Source organism: Micromonospora sp. NPDC049580, assembly GCF_040675595.1.
GTDB lineage: Bacteria > Actinomycetota > Actinomycetes > Mycobacteriales > Micromonosporaceae > Micromonospora.
In genome coordinates this window covers 1-17478 of record NZ_JBFAPG010000078.1, presented here as the reverse complement: position 1 = coordinate 17478, position 17478 = coordinate 1, and the positions used below count along the sequence as shown (strand labels likewise).

Here is a 17478-nt window from a genome sequence, read left to right as displayed (position 1 = left end):
CCCCCGTTCGCGACCGCGGACGGGGGCACCGACCGTCTGCACCCCCAGCGCGATCGGGCGTCACGGCAGCGCGCAGGGTTCCCGCCAGGCGTCCAACGCCCGGTCCTTGCGTATCGACGCGAAGCCGTAGCCGACCGTGGTGACGCAGAAGTCGTCGGTCGAGCCGGTGTACTCCACATGGAAGACCGGCTTGCCCGCGTCCACGAACGGCAGCAGCTTGGCGCACTGGTCCAGCCGGACGCACTCCTCGTTGACCACGAAGTCGAAGTCCGGCGCCAGCGCCGCGAGCTGCGGCACGTCGTTGACCAGCCCGGGGGAGAGGTCCAGTGTGCGGGCCAGCTGGGCCAGCCGGCGGTTGAACAGCAGTTGGTCGTCGAAGCCGAGGGGGAAGCCGCTGCGGTGGACGTACCCGTCGGCGTCGGAGAGGGCGACCGCGCCGAAGCCCTTGCCCCGGCACAGCCGGAACCGGTCGGCCAGCACCGGCTCCAACGCGTCCCACCCCCGTACGTCCAGCCACCGGCTGCCGGGCTGTGGGCCGGCCGCACCCTGCACGGCGGCGGGCACCCGGCTGGCGTCCGGGTCGGTCGAGCGCAGCGAGCCGACGGGCACCTGGCAGATCAGCCGTCGGTCACGGGCGCGTAGTTCGGCCGTCTGCGCGGCGGTGGTGGCCACCGGGTCGAGCAGGAAGACGTCGGCGTCCACCGTCGGGTCGAGCGGGCCGTCGAGTTGCCACTGCCACTGCCAGTGACGGGCCTGGGTGGCCGGCCACGGGGTGGGCGCGCCCGGCGGGATCAGCTCGCGGCGGCACCCGTACGCCGGCACCACCAGGATGAGCGCGACACCGGCCGACACGATCCTGCGCAGCGGGCGTGCGACGGCACGTCGCCGCAGCCGGATCCGCATCGGCAGCTCCCGGGTCCTGGGCGGCTGGTCGCCGCCCACACCGGCACGCCGCCCCCACGTCCGGTCCGGCGTGCCTCACCGGGTCCAACGAGCGCGGGGGCGTGGGCGACGCGCCCTCAGCGCGGCGCCGCGAAGACCTGCGTCCAGTACGGCCCGTTGCTGCTGGCGATGCCGACGCCGATCTCGGTGAACGCGCAGTTGAGGATGTTGGCCCGGTGCCCCGAGCTGTTCATCCAGGCGTCCATCACGGCGGCCGGCGTCTTCTGGTTCCACGCCACGTTCTCGCCGTAGGTGCGCCAGGCGTAGCCGACGCGGTCCAGCCGGACGCCGGTGTTGCTGCCGTCGCTGCCGGTGTGCGACATGTTCTGGTGGTCGGCCTGGTCCTGGCTGTGCCGCTGCGCGGCGGTCATCAGCTTGTCGTCGACGCTCAGCGCCTTGCAGCGGGCCTTGGCCCGCTCGGCGTTGACCAGGTCCACCACCTCCTGGGCCTGGGCGCTGACGGTGCCGCTGCCGCCTCCGGAGCCGCTGGTGCTGCTCGGGGCCTTGCTGCGCTCGGCGCTGCGCCGGGACGTGGCGGTGGTCCGCGACGCGGCCGGGGTGGGCTTGACCACCTTGCTCGGCGACGGGCTCGGCCGTGCCGGGCTGGGCGAGCTGGTCGGGGAGGGGGCGACCAGGGCGTCACGCGCCGGCTCGTCGGTCGGGCCGTTCCCGCCGGGCATCGCGAGCGCGCCGACGCCGACGCTCACCACGAGGGTGGCTGCCGCGGCGGCGCCGCCGATCATCAGCGGACGACGCCAGCGCCGGGGTGAGCGGTGCCGTCCGCTGCCGGTCCGTCCGTTGCCGGCGGCCTCCGTGCTCCAGCCGCCGGTGGTCTCCGCGTCGGACTCGGTACGCCAGCCGTCGCTGACCTCGGTGGGCCGGGCGTCGTCGTGCCAGCCGCCGGTCGCTTCCTCACCTCGTCCGAGGCCCGGCCATTCGGTGGTCGGTGCCTCCACGGGCGCGGGCTGCCAGCGGGCGGTGGGCTCCGCGCGGTGCCACTCGTCGCCGGGCTGGTCTGGGTCGTCGCCGAACAGGTAGGTCGAGCGGGGCTCCGGACGGTCGCGCAGCCAGTCCGGCTCGTCGGTCGGCCGCTCGGCGCGCCGGGGGGCGCCGTTCGGGTCCATCGGGTCGGTCCAGCCGTACACGGCTCTGCCTCCACGGGGTCGGTTGCGGGCCGGGGTGACGCTACGACTCGCCCGCGACCTGCGGCAACGTGGCTAAGGAAGAGTTAAGAGGAAGTCGGACGTCCAGGCGCTGACTTCCCCGAATCCCGGCGTACAGTAAAGGAGTCCGGACAGAGCGTGTCCGTGCCTTGCGGCAGCCCCCCGACAAGTGGACAGGTCGACGTGGAGATGATCTACGGCCTGCGAGAACTTGACGAAGGAGGGGTTTGCGGCTCAATATATAGGTGTCGCCAGTCGCGCCCGGTCATGCCCAGATACACCTGGAATGACAGCCGCGTACAAAATTGGGCGCGCGTTGGCCGGCCTTTCCGGCAGCGCATATCAAGGAGTCAGCATGGCGAAGGCCCTCTACGGCCACGTAGGTGCAGCGCCCGACCGGCGTCTGCTCGACGAGGTCACCCGACTGCGTGCCAGGGTTCAGGCACTGGAGTTCGAGATCACGCGTCTGCGTGCCGACAATGATCGGCTCGCGGCGGCTGCGGCGGAAGCGGACGACCTGCTCCGTCTCGCCGAGCCGGCGCTGACCTGATCTTCGGGGCGGAAAACTGAATCGCAGCACCACCGCAAAAATGCGCGCCGACACCTCTGTGCCGGCGCGCAACGCTGTCCGGCACCTTTCGTGCCCGACCATTTGTGATCTTGTAACCGGCTCCGTGATAACCGCAGCACAGTTTCACCGAAACAAGCCGGGCGGCGGGCCGATCATGAGCGTTGTTTGTCTTTCTCGGCCCTGCCGTTACACCAGCGCGGTCGGCCCGCGGTCACCGTCCGCGCCGCCCGCCGGGACCACCCGGGGCGGGTCGCGTGCCGGGTCGGTCCCGCCATCGGGTTAGTCTGCGGGTTCACCCAGGTCCGCGCAGCCGGCGACGGTACGGCGGCCACCGGACGAGGATCGAGTAGGTGTATCTCAAGAGCCTGACGGTGAAGGGCTTCAAATCCTTCGCCTCCGCCACGACGTTGAAGCTGGAGCCCGGGATCACCTGCGTGGTGGGCCCGAACGGCTCCGGCAAGTCCAACGTCGTCGACGCCATCGCCTGGGTGCTCGGCGAGCAGGGCGCCAAGGCGCTGCGCGGCGGCAAGATGGAGGACGTCATCTTCGCCGGCACCGCCGGCCGTGCGCCGCTGGGCCGCGCCGAGGTCACCCTCACCATCGACAACACCGACGGCGCGCTGCCCATCGAGTACACCGAGGTCTCCATCACCCGCCGGATGTTCCGCTCCGGCGAGAGCGAGTACGAGATCAACGGCAACTCCTGCCGCCTGCTCGACATCCAGGAGCTGCTGTCCGACTCCGGCATCGGCCGGGAGATGCACATCATCGTCGGTCAGGGCCGGCTCGACGGCATGCTGCACGCCAAGCCCGAGGACCGCCGGTCGTTCATCGAGGAGGCGGCCGGCGTCCTCAAGCACCGCAAGCGCAAGGAAAAGGCGCTGCGCAAGCTCGACGCGATGCAGGTGAACCTCAACCGGCTCACCGACCTCACGGCCGAGTTGCGCCGCCAGCTCAAGCCGCTGGGCCGGCAGGCGGAGGTGGCCCGGCGTGCCGCCACCATTCAGGCCAACCTGCGCGACGCCCGGTTGCGACTGCTCGCTGACGACCTGGCCACGCTGCGGACCACCCTGGACCGGGAGATCGCCGACGAGACCGCTTTGCGGGAGCGACGCGAGCAGATCGAGGGCGAGCACACCGAGGTGCAGGGCCGGCTCGGCGAGTTGGAGGGCGCCCTCGCCGAGGACGCGCCGCTGCTCGCCGCCGCGCAGGACACCTGGTACAAGCTCTCCGCCCTGCAGGAACGCTTCCGCTCGATCGAGCAACTGGCCCGCGAGCGGCTGCGGCACCTCAGCGCCACCGGCGACGACGAGCGGCCCGGCCGCGACCCCGACCAGCTGGAGGCCGAGGCGGAACGCGTCCGCGAGCAGGAGGAGGAGCTGCGCGCGGCGCTCACCGACGACCAGATCCGGCTGGCCGAGGCGGTCGAGCACCGCCAGGAGCTGGAACGGCAGCTCGCCGCCGCCGAGCGGGAGCTGGTGGCCGCCGCCAAGGCCATCGCCGACCGGCGCGAGGGCATGGCCCGGCTCACCGGCCAGGTCAACTCGGCGCGAGCCCGGACCACGAGCGCCGGTGAGGAGATCGAACGCCTCGCCGTCGCGCACGCCGACGCGCTGGGCCGCGCCGAGCAGGCGCAGGCCGACCTGGACGCGGTGGCCGCGCAGTCCACCGAGGCGGACCGGGACAACGCCGACCTGGACGCCCGGCACGCCGAGGCGGTTGCCGTCCAGGACCGGGCGCAGGCAACGGTCCGGTCGCTGACCGACGCCGAGCGGGCCGCCGAGAAGGACGCCGCCACCTGGAAGGCCCGCGAGGAGGCGCTCGCCCTGGGGCTGCGGCGCAAGGATGGCGCGGGAGCGCTGCTCGCCCGCGCCGGCGACGTGCCCGGCCTGCTCGGTAGTCTCGCCGGGCTGCTCACCGTCGCGCCGGGGCACGAGGCCGCGCTGGCCGCCGCGCTCGGGGGACTCGCCGACGCGGTCGCCGTCAGCGGGGTGGACGAGGCCGTCGAGGCGATGCGGCTGTTGAAGATCTCCGACGCCGGTCGCGCGGGCCTGCTGGTCGGCAGCCCGGCGGGGCCCGGCATGACGGGCTCGGCCGACGCGCTGCGCCCGAAGCTGCCCGACGGCGCCCGCTGGGCCCCCGACCTGGTGGAGTGCACGCCCGACATTCGTCCGGCGGTGCACCGGGCGCTGCGCGACGTGGCGCTCGTCGACGACCTCGCCGCCGCGGCCGAGCTGGTCGCCGGCAACCCCGAGCTGCGGGCCGTCACCCCGGACGGGGACGTGGTCGGGGCGTACGCGGCGGCCGGCGGATCGGCCAAGGCGCCCAGCTACATCGAGGTGCAGGCGGCCGTCGAGGAGGCCCGCACCAATCGGCTCGCCGCCGAACGGGCCGGCGCCGAGCTGCGCGACCAGCTCGTCGAGGCGCGTGCCGAGGTCGCCGCCGCCAAGGAGGCCGTGCAGCACGCCGCCGCCGAGAAGCGCGAAGCGGAGAGCCACCGCAACGCCGCCGCCCGCCGGCTCGCCGAGCTGGGCGCGGCCGCCCGCTCGGCCAAGGCGGAGACCGACCGGCTGGGTGAGTCCCGGGCCCGCGCCGAGGCGGCCCGGCAGCGGGACCTCGACACGCTCGACGAGCTGGAGGAGCGGCTGCGGCTGGCCGAGGAGACCCCGGTCGACGCCGAGCCCTCCACCGAGGAGCGGGATCAGCTCGCCGCCATGGTGCCGCAGGCCCGGCAGAACGAGATGGAGGTCCGGCTCGCCGTGCGTACCGCCGAGGAGCGGGTCTCCTCGATCGCCGGCCGGGCCGACTCCCTCGCCCGGCAGGCCACCGCGGAGCGGGCCGCCCGCGAACGCGCCGCGGCCCGGCGGGCCGCGCGCACCCGGGGCGCGGGCATCGCCCGGGCCGTCGCCGGCGGCGCCCGGGAGGCGCTCACCCGACTCACCACGTCGATCGCGGCGGCCGAGGAGCACCGCGACGCCGTCGCGCGGGAGCGCGCCGCCCGCGAGGCCGAGCTCCAGGAGGTACGCGGGGCAGCCAAGCGGCTCGGCGCGGAGCTGGAGCGGCTGACCAGCCAGGTGCACCGCGACGAGGTGGCCCGCGCGGAGCAGCGCCTGCGCATCGAGCAGCTGGAGGCGAAGGCCGCCGAGGACTTCGGGCTGGACGTGGAGACGCTGGTCGCCGAGTACGGCCCCACCCAGCCCGTTCCGCCCACCCAGGCGGACGTGGCGGCGGCCGAGCGTGACGGTCTGCCGGTGCCCGAGCCGGTCCGCTACGAGCGGCCGGTGCAGGAGAAGCGGGCCGCCAAGGCGGAACGCGAACTGGCCCTGCTCGGCAAGGTCAATCCGCTCGCGTTGGAGGAGTTCGCCGCGCTGGAGGAGCGCTTCAAGTTCCTCTCCGAGCAGTTGGAGGACCTCAAGGCGACCCGGCGGGACCTGCTCACCGTCGTGAAGGACGTGGACGAGCGGATCCTGGAGGTCTTCGCCAGCGCGTTCGAGGACACGGCCCGGGAGTTCGAGCAGGTGTTCACGGTGCTCTTCCCCGGCGGGGAGGGTCGGCTGATCCTCACCGACCCCGAGGACCTGCTGACCACCGGCGTCGAGGTCGAGGCCCGACCGCCGGGCAAGAAGATCAAGCGGCTGTCGCTGCTCTCCGGTGGCGAGCGGTCGCTGACCGCGGTGGCCATGCTGGTGGCGATCTTCCGCGCCCGGCCGAGCCCGTTCTACATCATGGACGAGGTGGAAGCGGCCCTGGACGACGTGAACCTGGGTCGGCTGATCACATTGCTGGCACAGTTGCGGGAGAAGAGCCAGCTGATCGTCATCACGCACCAGAAGCGGACGATGGAGATCGCCGACGCGCTCTACGGGGTGACCATGCGCAGCGGGGTCACCCAGGTGATCAGTCAACGGCTCAACCGGGCCGACGAGGACGACCAGCGGCCCGGCCGCGGCGAGGAGAACGGGTAGTGGCTCGGGAACGCGCGACGGCGCTCCTGCTGGACTTCGACGGCGTACTGCGCCGGTGGGACCCGGCGGTGGCCGCCGATGTCGAGCGGGAGTACGGCCTCGCCGAGGGGGTGGTCGGCGACATCGCCATGCAGTGGGGGCGGCTCCAGCCGGTGCTCACCGGCCAGGTCAGTCACGCCGAGTGGGTGAGCAGCGTGGCGGACGCCCTGACCGAGTCGGTGGGCAGCCCCCAACGGGCCCGCGCCGCCGTCGAGCAGTGGCAGAGCTACCGGGGAGAGGTCGACCAGGAGGTGCTGGCGTTCGTCCGGGAGGTCCGCGCGGCGGGCGTCCGGGTGGGGCTGGGCACCAACGCCACCGACCTGCTCGACACCGACCTGGCCGCGCTCGGCCTGGTCGGCGAGCTGGACGTGGTGGTCAACTCCTCCACGCTCGGGGTGCACAAGCCGACGCCGGAGTACTTCGAGGCCGCCTGCCAGGCGCTGGCCACCCCGCCGGCCCGGGTGCTCTTCGTCGACGACGAGGACTGGGCCGTACGGGGCGCCCGGTCCGCCGGGCTGTCGGCGCACCGCTGGGGCGGCCACGCCGACCTGCGCTACCTGCGGGCGGCCCTGGACTGCTGAGCGGCGCGGTAGGAGGGGCGCCTTGGCTGACCCGCGAGGCCGACATGCTGACAAGCGGTATACCTCAGAGACATAAATATGTCTCTGAGGTATACCGCTCACCACCGCATCCGCCCCGGCGGAGGTGACCGAGGGTGACCGTTCTACCGTACGGTGCCGGAACCGGTTGACCGGGCCTGTTCACTCGCCGGTGACGCCGTCGATGCGTTCCCGGATCAGGTCGGCGTGGCCGTTGTGCCGGGCGTACTCCTCGATCATGTGCACGTACACCCAGCGCAGGTTGAACGTGCGCTTCTTCGCGCTGACCTCGGTGAACGTCTCGTCGAGCGAGTGCCCGGCGGCGGCCGCGCGGGCCAGGGCCACCTCGCGGTAGAAAATGGCGAAGTCCGCCTCGGCGTCGGCGGCGCTCACGTCGTGGTCGGCGTCCGGGTTCTCCGGCGTGAAGTACGGGTAGTCGACGCGCTCGCCGGCGAAGTTCTCCCGGAACCACCACGCCTCCACCTCGGCGAGGTGCCGGACGAGGCCGAGCAGGGTCAGCCCGGACGGCTCGACGCTCGGAGTGCGCAACTGCTCCTCGGTGAGACCTGCGCACTTGAGCAGCAGTGTCTGCCGGTGGTAGTCGAGCCAGCCGTCGAGCATGGTGCGCTCGTCGCCGACGTACGGTTCCGGGTTCCGGGTGATCTCCGGTGCGATCCACGTCATGGCGCGCATCCTGCCCGGCACACTGACCTGACGCGACGGGTTATTCAGGGCACCACGACGACGGGCCAGTGACCCTTGCGGACCAGCCGGGTGGCGACCGAGCCGACCAGCCGGTGACCGGCCTGCTCGGACGCGCCCACCACCACCATGTCGGCCTGGAACTCGTCGGCCGCCGCGCACAGCTCGGCGTACGCGTCGCCGCGCCGGCACAGGAAGGTCACCGGGATGCCCAACTGCTCGGCCCCACGCCGGCACTCCCGGCGCAGCTCGTCGGCCAACTCGTCGTACGTGCGCTGGACCGCGCCGGCGTCCATGCCGGGCACCAGGGCGGTGAGCCCGCTCGCCGAGCTGACGAAGACCACCACCAGGGCGGCGCCCTGCCGGCGGGCCAGCCCGGCGGCGTAGGCGCCGGCCCGCCCGGAGGTACGGGTGCCGTCCACCCCCACCATGACCACCCGCGGGCCGTCCGTGCCCCGCTCGAAGGGCAGCGGGCTGATCCGAGGGCCGTACTCCTCGCGGTCCGGCGCTCCGACGCTCATGGCTCTACCTCACCTCTGCTCGCCGGTCCGGACCGCGCCGGAGACGAGGTTCGATTCCCCGTCGACCGCATCGGAAACCGGGCTGCCGTTGTGCTGCCGCAGCGGCACCTCCTTGATGAAGCTCACCGCGATCAGCGCGATCAGCGCGAAGGGAGCGGCGGCCAGGAAGATGTCGCCGGCGCCGTGGCCGTACGCGCTCTCCACCACCGCTCGCAGCGGACCGGGCAGGGTGTGCACGTCAGGCAGGGTGCCGCCGCTGCCGGAGCTGGACGCCCGGATGCCGAGCTGGGACAGCCCGTCGGTGGTGTAGTCCTTGACCTTGTGGGCGAGCACCGCGCCGAGGGCCGAGACGCCGATCGCGCCGCCCAGACTGCGGAAGAACGCCACCACGGAGCTGGCGGCACCCAGCTCGTGCGGGCCGACGGTGTTCTGCACGGCGAGCACGAGGTTCTGCATGGTCAGGCCCAGGCCGACGCCGATCAGCACCATGTAGACGCTGAGCAGGGTGAAACTGGTGTCCGCGCGCAGCGTGCCCATGAGCGCGAAGCCGACGGTGAGCAGCGCCGAGCCGAGCACCAGGAACCGCTTCCAGCGGCCGGTCCTCGTGATGATCCGTCCACCCACCGTCGAGGCGACCAGCAGGCCGAGGATCATCGGCAGGGTCATCAGGCCGGACATGGTCGGGGTCTCGCCCCGGCTGATCTGGAAGTACTGGCCGAGGAAGATCGACGCGCCGAACATGCCCACGCCCACCGCGATGCTGGCGACGACGGCGAGGCTGATCGTGCGGTTGCGGAACAGCCGCGGCGGAATCATCGGCTCGGCGGCCCGGGTCTCCACCCGGATGGCGAGCGCGCCGAGGAGCAGAGCGCCGAGGACCATGGCGACCGACTGCCAGGAGGCCCAGGCGAACTTGTCGCCGGCGAGGGAGACCCAGATCAGCAGCACCGACACGGCCGCGGTGATCAGGGTGGCGCCCCACCAGTCGATCTGCGCCTTGCGCTTGACCACCGGCAGTTTCAGGGTCTTCTGGAGCACGACCAGCGCGGCGATGGCGAACGGCACGCCGACGTAGAAGCACCAGCGCCAGCCGAGCCACGAGGTGTCGACGATCACGCCGCCGATCAGCGGTCCGCCGATGGTGCCGACGGCCATCACGGCGCCGAGGTAGCCGCTGTAGCGGCCCCGCTCGCGCGGCGCGATCATCGTCGCCATGATCACCTGGGCCAGGGCGGTGAGGCCGCCGGCGCCGACGCCCTGGAGCACCCGACACGCGATCAGCTCGCCGGTGCCCTGGGCGGCGCCGGCCAGCACCGACCCGAGGACGTAGATCCCCAGGGCGAGCTGGACCAGCGTCTTCTTGCTGGTCAGGTCGGCGAGTTTGCCCCAGATGGGGGTGGTCGCGGTGGTCGCGAGCAGAGCCGAGGTGACCACCCAGGTGTACGCGGACTGGCCGCCGTGCAGCTCGGTGATGATGCGCGGCAGCGCGTTCGAGACGACCGTGGAGGAGAGGATCGCGACGAACATGCCCAGCAGCAGGCCGGAGAGAGCCTCCAGGATCTGCCGGTGGGTCATGTCGACGGCGGGCGCCCGGGACGCTGTCGCCTGGCTCATCGTTTACTGCCTCCGAGCGGAGTAGAGGTGGTGGGCGGCGGGCCGCACGACGGGTCCCGCCTGGGAGTTGCCTGAAGCAACCGTACGGTTCGGTTGCCTCAAGCAACAACTGGGCGGACGGTGGCCGCATTCCCACCGTCGGAGGTCATCTCCAGGAATCGTTGAACCGGCCGAGCAGCCGGGCGAACTCCTCGACGTCCCGGGCCGGCCAGTCGTCCAGGGCACGCAGGAACTCGCCCAGGCGGGCGGACCGGGCGACGTCGAACCGGCGCTGGCCCTCCTCGGTGAGGCTGATCTGCGCCGCCCGCCGGTCACTCGGGTCGGGGTCGCGGTGCACCAGACCGAGCGCTTCCAGCCCGTTGATCTGCCGGCTCAGCGTGCCCTTGCCCACGCCGAGCCGCGCCGCCAGCTCGGTCAACCGGATCGATCCACTGCGCCGCAACCAGAGCAGCAGCCCGTACGTGTTCGGTTCGAGGGTCGGGTGCACCTCCCGGGCGATCTCCCACGAAACCGCCCGACCCCGGCGCAGCAACGCCGTCAGCTCGTGCTCGACAGCCCGGATCGGCTCCGGCAGGTGCTCGTCCACGGGCTAGAGAGTACGGCGAGGCCCGGTCAGTCGTCGCCGGACAGGCGGCGGCTCATCACCGGACGTAGTTGCCCGTCGCTCGTGGTGCCCTCGATGGTCACCTCGGCCCGCCGGCCCCGGTGGGTCAGGGTGGCGACGGCATTGCCGAAGTAGGGACCGGCCAGCTTGCGCCAGCGCACCCCCGGGCGTCGGACACCCGCCGAGCGGGCCAGCGCCCGCGTGGCGCCCGCCGGCCCGGACGACCAGCCCAGCCGCATCAGCGGCCGGATGCCCGCCGGCACCTGGTTGTGGATCGGCGAGCAGGTGAGCTGGTGTACCGGGGTGACCACCGCCGGGTCGGCGAACCGGGCCCGGGCCACGTACGAGTGGTGCACGTCCCCGGAGAGCACGCTGATCGACGCCGGTGGGGCGTACGCCGGTCCGGCGCCGACCCGGGCGCCGGACTGTTTCGGGGTGCCGGTGCCGATCCGGGCGAAGGTCTCCCCGAGCGCCTCGAAGGAGCGTCGGAACGCCGCCCAGTGCTCCAGGTCGAGTGCCCGGCGCAGCTTCTCGGCCCCCCGGGCCACCCACGGCCGGCGCGAGTCGGCCAGCTTCTCGTTCCACGCCTCGATGTGATGGATGCCCTGCGGCAGCAGCCAGGGCAGCGACGCGCCGACCACCAGGTGGTCGTAGACCCCGTGCGCCTGGTCGAGGAACCACGACCACTCACCCGGCGGCAGCATCGCCCGGCTGCCCGGCTCGAGCACCCGGCTGCACCGGTTGTCCAGCATGACCAGCCGGGTGCGCCCCAGGTCGATCGCGTAGCTCCACTGGTACTGCACCGCGCGCCAGCGCTCCGTGTCGTGCGCCAGGTCGGACTCCTGGTCGACCCGGTGCCCGAAATCGCGCAGCACGCCGGTGGCGTCCTCCGCGGCGGCGACCTTGGCGAAGACCGGGTCGGCGGCGATCTCGTCCGGGGAGAGGTTGCCCAGGTGCTGGTAGACCCAGTACGAGGCCAGCCCGCTGCCGATCCGTTCGGCCCACCACGGCTGCTCGCGCATCTCGGCACGCCACTCCGCCGAGGTGTTCCAGTCGTCGATGATCTCGTGGTCGTCGAAGATCATCACGCTCGGCACGGTGGAGAGCAGCCAGCGGATCTCCGGATCGCGCCACGACTCCAGATAGAGCTTGGTGTACTCGTCGAAGCTCACCACCTGGTCGGCCGGGGCGCCCTTGGGCCGCCGCCGGCGTCGGCGCAGCAGCCGCCGCACGGTCGGGGAGGTGACGTCGGCGTAGACCTGGTCACCGAGCAGCACCAGCAGGTCGGGCAGCGCGTTCGACTCGGGGTCGGCCATCAACCGGCGGGCGTACGCGTCCAGGGCGTCCGGCGGCAGCTTGCGGGTGGTGGCGTGCTGGGTGGTCTCCCGACAGGAGCCGAAGATCAGGCTGACCGGCTGGTCCCGGTCGTCGGCCGCCCGGGTGCGAATCACGCTCGGCGGAAAGCCGCTGCTCTCCACCGGCCAGACCAGCTCGTCGTCGACAAGCACCTCGTAGGTCGTCGTGCTGTCCGGGGTGAGCCCCTCCACCACGACGAGGGCGTAGTGGTGGTCGTACGCCGAGAAGGTGGGTGCGGTGCCGCGGGCGCCGTCGGCCGTGCGGACGGTGACCACGGCGGGCGCGGCGGTCTCCACCCAGATCGTCGCCCGGGTGTCGACCACTCGCCGCAGAAGTGGGCCGATCAGGAGGTGTGCGGCGGGCATGCGGCGAGCCTACCGCCGGTTCGTGAGGCCGGCCGGGTGCGGTGGCTGGGACGCCGTCGCCGGCATCTGACAGGATTCCGGCATGGCCGAATATCTCGTCCTCGCTCTGGTCCTGCTCGGTGTGCTGATCGCCGGCACAGTCGGGCTGGTCGTGCCGCGTCTGCGGCGGCGGCCCGAGCCCCCGCTTCCGCGCACCGAGGTCGACACCCGCGCCGAGGAGGATCTCGCCGGCCCGCCCGTCGAGGCACCGGAGTCTGATCTGTCCACCGGTGTCCTGGTCGAGCCGCCACCGGTCATCGAGGCGCCCGCCCCGACCGTGGAGGTGCCCGAGCCGACCGCCGGCCGCCTGGTCCGGCTCCGCTCACGGCTGTCGCGTTCGCAGAACGTCTTCGGCAAGGGCCTGCTCGGCCTGCTCGCCCGCGACCACCTCGACGAGGACGTCTGGGAGGAGATCGAGGACAGCCTGATCACCGCCGACGTGGGCGTCGACGCGACCCGCGAGATCGTCGACCGGCTGCGCGAGCGGACCCGGGTGCTGGGCACCCGCTCGCCTGGTGAACTGCGCGCGCTGCTCGCCGCCGAGCTGGTCAACGCCCTCGACCCGAGCATGGACCGCTCGCTGCGGACCGCCCCGAAGGACGGCGTACCGGCGGTGGTGCTGGTCGTCGGCGTCAACGGCGCCGGCAAGACCACCACCTGCGGCAAGATCGCCCGGGTGCTGGTCGCCGACGGCCGTACCGTGCTGCTCGGCGCCGCCGACACCTTCCGGGCCGCCGCCGCCGACCAGTTGCAGACCTGGGGCGAACGGGTCGGTGCGGAGACCGTCCGCGGCCCGGAGGCGGCCGACCCGGCCAGCGTCGCGTTCGACGCGGTCCGCCGGGGTATCGACACCGGCGTGGACACCGTGCTCATCGACACCGCCGGCCGCCTGCAGAACAAGGTCGGTCTGATGGACGAGCTGGGCAAGGTCAAGCGCGTGGTGGAGAAGCAGGGGCCGATCGACGAGACACTGCTCATCCTCGACGCCACGACCGGCCAGAACGGTCTGGAGCAGGCCCGGGTGTTCACCGAGGTCGTCAACGTGACAGGTCTGGTGCTGACCAAGCTCGACGGCACCGCGAAGGGCGGCATCGTGATCGCCGTGCAGCGCAAGCTCGGCATCCCGGTGAAGCTCGTCGGCCTCGGTGAGGGCAAGGACGATCTCGCCCCGTTCGACCCGGCGCAGTTCGTCGACGCGCTGCTGGGCACCGAGCCCGCCGGACGGGACGCGTAGTCTCGGGTGACCACTGACGATCGCGCGTACGCGGGCTGGCGCGACCCCGGCCACCCTTCGCAGCGCCTCGGGAGACCGTACGTGACTTCGCAGGAGATCCCGCTGCACGGCGGCAACGTGAGCACCGTGGTCCGGGTCGGTGACACGGTCCGTCGTAACGCCGGGCCGTGGACCCCTTCCGTGCACGCCCTGCTGCGCCACCTGGAGTACGTCGGGTTCACCGGCGCGCCCCGGGCGCTCGGGATGGACGAGCGCAACCGGGAGGTGCTGTCGTACCTGGAGGGGGAGTGCGGGGAGTACCCGCTCGCCCCGCACTGGGTGACCGACGAGGCGCTGGTCACCGTCGCCACCATGCTGCGGATGTTCCACGACGCGCAGTACGGCTTCGCCCCGCCGCCGGGGGCGGTCTGGCGCTCGTTCGGGCCCCCGCCACCGGACACCGAGGTGATCTGCCACCACGACGCCGCGCCGCACAACGTGATCTGGCGGCCGGACGGCACGCTCGGGCTGATCGACTTCGACCTCGCCTCGCCCGGCGCCCGGATCTACGACGTGGCGTACGCCGCGTGGACGTGGGTGCCGATCTTCGCCGACCGGGACTCGATCACGCTGGGCTGGAAGCATCCGGACCGGCCGCGGCGGCTGCGCCTCTTCGCCGACGCGTACGGGCTGATCCCGCGGGACCGGCACCGGCTGATCCGCACCATCCGCAAGCGGATCGTGGACCACGTCGAGGGCATCCGCCGGATGGCCGCCGCCGGTGAGCCGGCGTTCGTCCGGATCGTGCACAAGGGGCACCTGCGGCGGCCGATGCGCGACCTGCGGCTGCTCGACTACGAGCGGCACGCCCTGGAGAACGCCCTCCGCTGAGCGCCGACCGGTCGGTTCCGGAAGGCGGTCGGTCGATGGCTCCACCCGGTCAGCCATCGACGTCCGCCGTCCGGGCGATCAACCCCTGTCCATGCCGCCTGGTGTGCGGACTTCGTGACACGTACGAAACAACCCGTCACGAAACGGAAACCCGCACGGGACCCTGGGTGAAACAGCCGGCCGCGAGGCTTCCGCGCAACCGGCCTACGGGCGACGCTGCCCCGGAAAGCCGCGAAGGAGGACTTCACCTTTAGGAGGCCAGCGTGCCTGAAGCACCGACGATCGACGGCGCCAATACCACGTGGCTGCTGGTTTCGACCGCGCTCGTGCTGCTCATGACCCCCGGACTGGCGCTGTTCTACGGCGGCCTCAACCGGGCCAAGGGCGTACTCAACATGATGATGATGAGCTTCTCGGCCATCGGGCTCATCTCTGTTCTGTGGTGGTTCTACGGCTTCAGCGTCGCCTTCGGGACCGACGTGAACGGCTTCTGGGGTGACCCGGGCGCGTACCTCGGCACCAAGACGTTCCTCGCCGAGACCGACCTGTGGGGCGCCACGGCGGAGAACCCCAGCGGCATCGGGATTCCGCTCTACGTGTTCATGGCGTTCCAGATGGTCTTCGCGGTGATCACCGTCGCGCTGATCAGCGGCGCCATCGCCGACCGGGCCAAGTTCGCCGGCTGGCTGCTGTTCGCCTTCGGCTGGGCCACCCTGGTCTACTTCCCGGTCGCCCACATGGTGTGGGGCGGCGGCATCATCGGCGCTGACATCCACGCACTGGACTTCGCCGGTGGCACCGCGGTGCACATCAACGCCGGTGCGGCGGCCCTGGCCGTGGCGCTGGTGCTCGGCAAGCGGCTCGGCTGGCCCCGCGAGGGCATGAAGCCGCACAACATCCCGCTGGTCGCGCTCGGCGCCGGTCTGCTGTGGTTCGGGTGGTTCGGGTTCAACGCCGGCTCGGAACTGACCGTCGACTCGGTCGCCGGTCTCGCTTTCATCAACACCCAGCTCGCCACCGCGGCCGCGGTGCTCGGCTGGATCGCGGTCGAGTGGGTCAAGGACCGCAAGCCGACCATGGTCGGCGCGTCGTCCGGCGCGGTCGCCGGCCTGGTCGCGATCACCCCGGCCTGTGGTTTCATCGCACCCTGGGCGTCCGTCCTGCTCGGCATCGTCGCCGGGGTCGTGTGCGCGCTCGCGGTAAGCCTCAAGTACCGGCTCGGCTACGACGACTCCCTCGACGTGGTCGGCGTGCACTTCGTCGGTGGCTGGATCGGCTCGCTCTGGCTCGGCCTGTTCGCCACCAACTCGGTCAACGCCGCGATCAGCGACGTGGTGGGCGCCTCCGACGGCCTGTTCTACGGCGGCGGCGCGACCCAGCTCGGTCGGCAGGCCCTCGCCGGCCTGATCGTCACCGCCTGGTCGTTCGGCATCGCCTGGGTGCTCGCCTTCGTCATCGAGAAGACGATCGGCTTCCGCGTCCAGGGTGAGGCCGAGGTCGAGGGCATCGACATCGCCGAGCACGCCGAGAGCAGCTACGACCTGTCCCCGGCCGGCGGCGGCACGGGCAGCGCGTTCGCGATGGCCGGCATCGGCACCCCTGGTGGCGGAGCGCCGAGCGGTGCCACGCCGGAGGCGGAGTCCACCGAGCCGGTCAGCGCCAAGGTCGCCGGTTAACGTTCCTGGGATGGAGGGGTTGGACATGAAGCTGGTGACCGCGGTCATCAAGCCGTACCAGCTGGACGCGGTGAAGGAGGCTCTGCACGCCCTGGGCGTGGCCGGGCTGACCGTCAGCGAGGTTCAGGGGTACGGACGGCAGAAGGGGCACACCGAGGTCTACCGGGGTGCCGAGTACACGGTCGAGTTCCTGCCCAAGATCCGGGTCGAGGTGCTCACCGACGAGATCGACGTGGAAAAGATCGTGGACGCCATCGTCGGCGCCGCCCGCACGGGCAAGATCGGCGACGGCAAGGTGTGGGTCACCGGTGTCGAGGAGGTCGTCCGGGTGCGTACCGGCGAGCGCGGCCTCGACGCCCTCTGATCCGGGCCACGACGACATGACCTCGTTGATCAAGAAGAACGCGTCAGGGCACGCCGGTGACGGCGACGCGAACCTCTTGATCAACGAGGTCGTCGGCGTACCTGGGGGGATCGGGGAGGCCGCCCGCCGGGCCCGGGCGGCCGCGTACGACGAGTTTCTGCGCGGGTTGCTGCCGGCGCGCGACGGGGTCGCCCTGATAGCCGTCGGGGGGTTGGGGCGGCGGCAGTGTGCCCCCTACGGCGACCTCGACCTGGTGCTGCTGCACGCCGGGGTGCCCGGCACGGACGAGTTGGCGGCCTCGGTCTGGTACCCGATCTGGGACGCCGGCCTGCGCCTGGACCACTCGGTGCGGACCGTCTCCGAGGCCCTCTCGGTGGCCCAGGACGACGTCAAGGTCGCCCTCGGGCTGCTCGACGCGCGCCTGGTGGTCGGCGACCAGGCGCTCGCCGACGCCCTGATCCGCACCGCCGCCGATCACTGGCGGCGTACCGCCGTCCGCCATCTGCCGGGCCTGCGGGAGGTCACCGTCGCCCGCTGGCAGGCGCACGGCGAGCTGGCCTTCCTCCTCGAAGGCGACCTGAAGGAGGCCGCCGGCGGGCTACGCGACGTCGGGCTGCTGCGCGCCATCTCCGCAGCCGGGATCACCGACGCGCTGCGCCCCGCCGTCCGCGCCGCCCACCTGCGCCTGCTGGACACCCGCGACGCCCTGCACCAGCAGGTCGGTCGCCGGGTCGACCGGCTGGTCGCCCAGGAACGCGAGGGCGTCGCCGCGCTGCTCGGGGTGGAGGACGGCGACGCCCTCCTGCGTCGGGTGGCCGGGGACGCGCGCACGGTCAGCCACGCCCTCGACGACG

Annotated in this window: 14 protein-coding genes and 1 pseudogene; 8 read left to right on the top strand and 7 right to left on the bottom strand. The window is 72.3% G+C overall.

The annotated features are described in order from the left end of the window. Positions 1–60: 60 nt before the first annotated feature. Positions 61–903: an endo alpha-1,4 polygalactosaminidase gene (locus AB0J68_RS09790; RefSeq protein ID WP_354856428.1), complete on the bottom strand. Its 843-nt coding sequence runs from the start codon at positions 901–903 to the stop codon at positions 61–63. Positions 904–1019: 116 nt separating this feature from the next. Beyond that, on the bottom strand, positions 1020–2066 hold the full coding sequence (locus AB0J68_RS09785) for a CAP domain-containing protein (protein WP_363937551.1): 1047 nt from the start codon (positions 2064–2066) through the stop codon (positions 1020–1022). A gap of 394 nt (positions 2067–2460) precedes the next feature. Here AB0J68_RS09785 and AB0J68_RS09780 point away from each other — a divergent pair, with 394 nt between their 5' ends. From AB0J68_RS09780 to AB0J68_RS09770, 3 genes are all read left to right on the top strand, one after another. Next, positions 2461–2655, top strand: a complete 195-nt coding sequence (locus tag AB0J68_RS09780) for a hypothetical protein (RefSeq protein ID WP_007456482.1) — start codon at positions 2461–2463, stop codon at positions 2653–2655. Between the two features lie 371 nt (positions 2656–3026). After that, positions 3027–6641, top strand: a complete 3615-nt coding sequence (gene smc, locus AB0J68_RS09775; RefSeq protein WP_354856426.1) for a chromosome segregation protein SMC — start codon at positions 3027–3029, stop codon at positions 6639–6641. Beyond that, positions 6641–7261: an HAD-IA family hydrolase gene (locus AB0J68_RS09770; RefSeq protein WP_363937548.1), complete on the top strand. Its 621-nt coding sequence runs from the start codon at positions 6641–6643 to the stop codon at positions 7259–7261. Before smc ends, AB0J68_RS09770 begins: the two co-directional genes overlap by 1 nt. Positions 7262–7441: 180 nt before the next feature. On the opposite strand, the gene AB0J68_RS09765 is transcribed toward AB0J68_RS09770, so the two are convergent. The 5 genes from AB0J68_RS09765 to AB0J68_RS09745 all read right to left on the bottom strand — a co-directional run bounded on the left by AB0J68_RS09765 (position 7442) and on the right by AB0J68_RS09745 (position 12441). Further along, complete coding sequence (locus AB0J68_RS09765) at positions 7442–7963, bottom strand: DinB family protein (RefSeq protein ID WP_355133350.1); 522 nt, start codon at positions 7961–7963, stop codon at positions 7442–7444. Between the two features lie 44 nt (positions 7964–8007). Then, complete coding sequence (locus tag AB0J68_RS09760) at positions 8008–8502, bottom strand: universal stress protein (protein ID WP_354856421.1); 495 nt, start codon at positions 8500–8502, stop codon at positions 8008–8010. Between the two features lie 9 nt (positions 8503–8511). Beyond that, the gene (locus tag AB0J68_RS09755; RefSeq protein WP_363937547.1) at positions 8512–10116 is read right to left on the bottom strand and encodes an MDR family MFS transporter; all 1605 of its coding nucleotides are present in this window, start codon (positions 10114–10116) and stop codon (positions 8512–8514) included. Between the two features lie 145 nt (positions 10117–10261). Then, positions 10262–10702 (bottom strand): MarR family transcriptional regulator, encoded by a 441-nt coding sequence (locus AB0J68_RS09750; protein ID WP_354856417.1) that lies wholly within the window; start codon positions 10700–10702, stop codon positions 10262–10264. Positions 10703–10728: 26 nt separating this feature from the next. Beyond that, the gene (locus AB0J68_RS09745) at positions 10729–12441 is read right to left on the bottom strand and encodes an alkaline phosphatase D family protein (RefSeq protein ID WP_363937545.1); all 1713 of its coding nucleotides are present in this window, start codon (positions 12439–12441) and stop codon (positions 10729–10731) included. Between the two features lie 82 nt (positions 12442–12523). Between AB0J68_RS09745 and ftsY the strand changes: the two genes are divergently transcribed. The 5 genes and pseudogenes from ftsY to AB0J68_RS09720 all read left to right on the top strand — a co-directional run. Further along, positions 12524–13714, top strand: coding sequence for a signal recognition particle-docking protein FtsY (gene ftsY, locus AB0J68_RS09740; protein WP_355067839.1), 1191 nt, complete (start codon positions 12524–12526; stop codon positions 13712–13714). A 6-nt stretch (positions 13715–13720) separates the two neighbouring features. Continuing rightward, positions 13721–14584: an aminoglycoside phosphotransferase family protein gene (locus AB0J68_RS09735; RefSeq protein WP_234590129.1), complete on the top strand. Its 864-nt coding sequence runs from the start codon at positions 13721–13723 to the stop codon at positions 14582–14584. 263 nt (positions 14585–14847) lie between these two features. Next, positions 14848–16260 carry an ammonium transporter gene (locus tag AB0J68_RS09730; RefSeq protein WP_354856412.1) on the top strand — a complete coding sequence of 471 codons (1413 nt, stop codon included), beginning with the start codon at positions 14848–14850 and terminating at the stop codon, positions 16258–16260. Between the two features lie 25 nt (positions 16261–16285). Beyond that, positions 16286–16624, top strand: coding sequence for a P-II family nitrogen regulator (locus AB0J68_RS09725; RefSeq protein ID WP_007456507.1), 339 nt, complete (start codon positions 16286–16288; stop codon positions 16622–16624). Positions 16625–16640: 16 nt separating this feature from the next. Next, positions 16641–17478: pseudogene (locus tag AB0J68_RS09720) on the top strand ([protein-PII] uridylyltransferase); the annotation flags it as partial.

What these genes read in the sequence shown, in the direction of transcription:
- AB0J68_RS09790 (WP_354856428.1), bottom strand. Translation starts at nt 903, where the DNA reads ATGCGGATCCGGCTGCGGCGACGTGCCGTCGCACGCCCGCTGCGCAGG.
- AB0J68_RS09785 (WP_363937551.1), bottom strand. Translation starts at nt 2,066, where the DNA reads ATGGACCCGAACGGCGCCCCCCGGCGCGCCGAGCGGCCGACCGACGAG.
- AB0J68_RS09780 (WP_007456482.1), top strand. Translation starts at nt 2,461, where the DNA reads ATGGCGAAGGCCCTCTACGGCCACGTAGGTGCAGCGCCCGACCGGCGT.
- AB0J68_RS09765 (WP_355133350.1), bottom strand. Translation starts at nt 7,963, where the DNA reads ATGACGTGGATCGCACCGGAGATCACCCGGAACCCGGAACCGTACGTC.
- AB0J68_RS09760 (WP_354856421.1), bottom strand. Translation starts at nt 8,502, where the DNA reads ATGAGCGTCGGAGCGCCGGACCGCGAGGAGTACGGCCCTCGGATCAGC.
- AB0J68_RS09755 (WP_363937547.1), bottom strand. Translation starts at nt 10,116, where the DNA reads ATGAGCCAGGCGACAGCGTCCCGGGCGCCCGCCGTCGACATGACCCAC.
- AB0J68_RS09745 (WP_363937545.1), bottom strand. Translation starts at nt 12,441, where the DNA reads ATGCCCGCCGCACACCTCCTGATCGGCCCACTTCTGCGGCGAGTGGTC.
- ftsY (WP_355067839.1), top strand. Translation starts at nt 12,524, where the DNA reads ATGGCCGAATATCTCGTCCTCGCTCTGGTCCTGCTCGGTGTGCTGATC.
- AB0J68_RS09725 (WP_007456507.1), top strand. Translation starts at nt 16,286, where the DNA reads ATGAAGCTGGTGACCGCGGTCATCAAGCCGTACCAGCTGGACGCGGTG.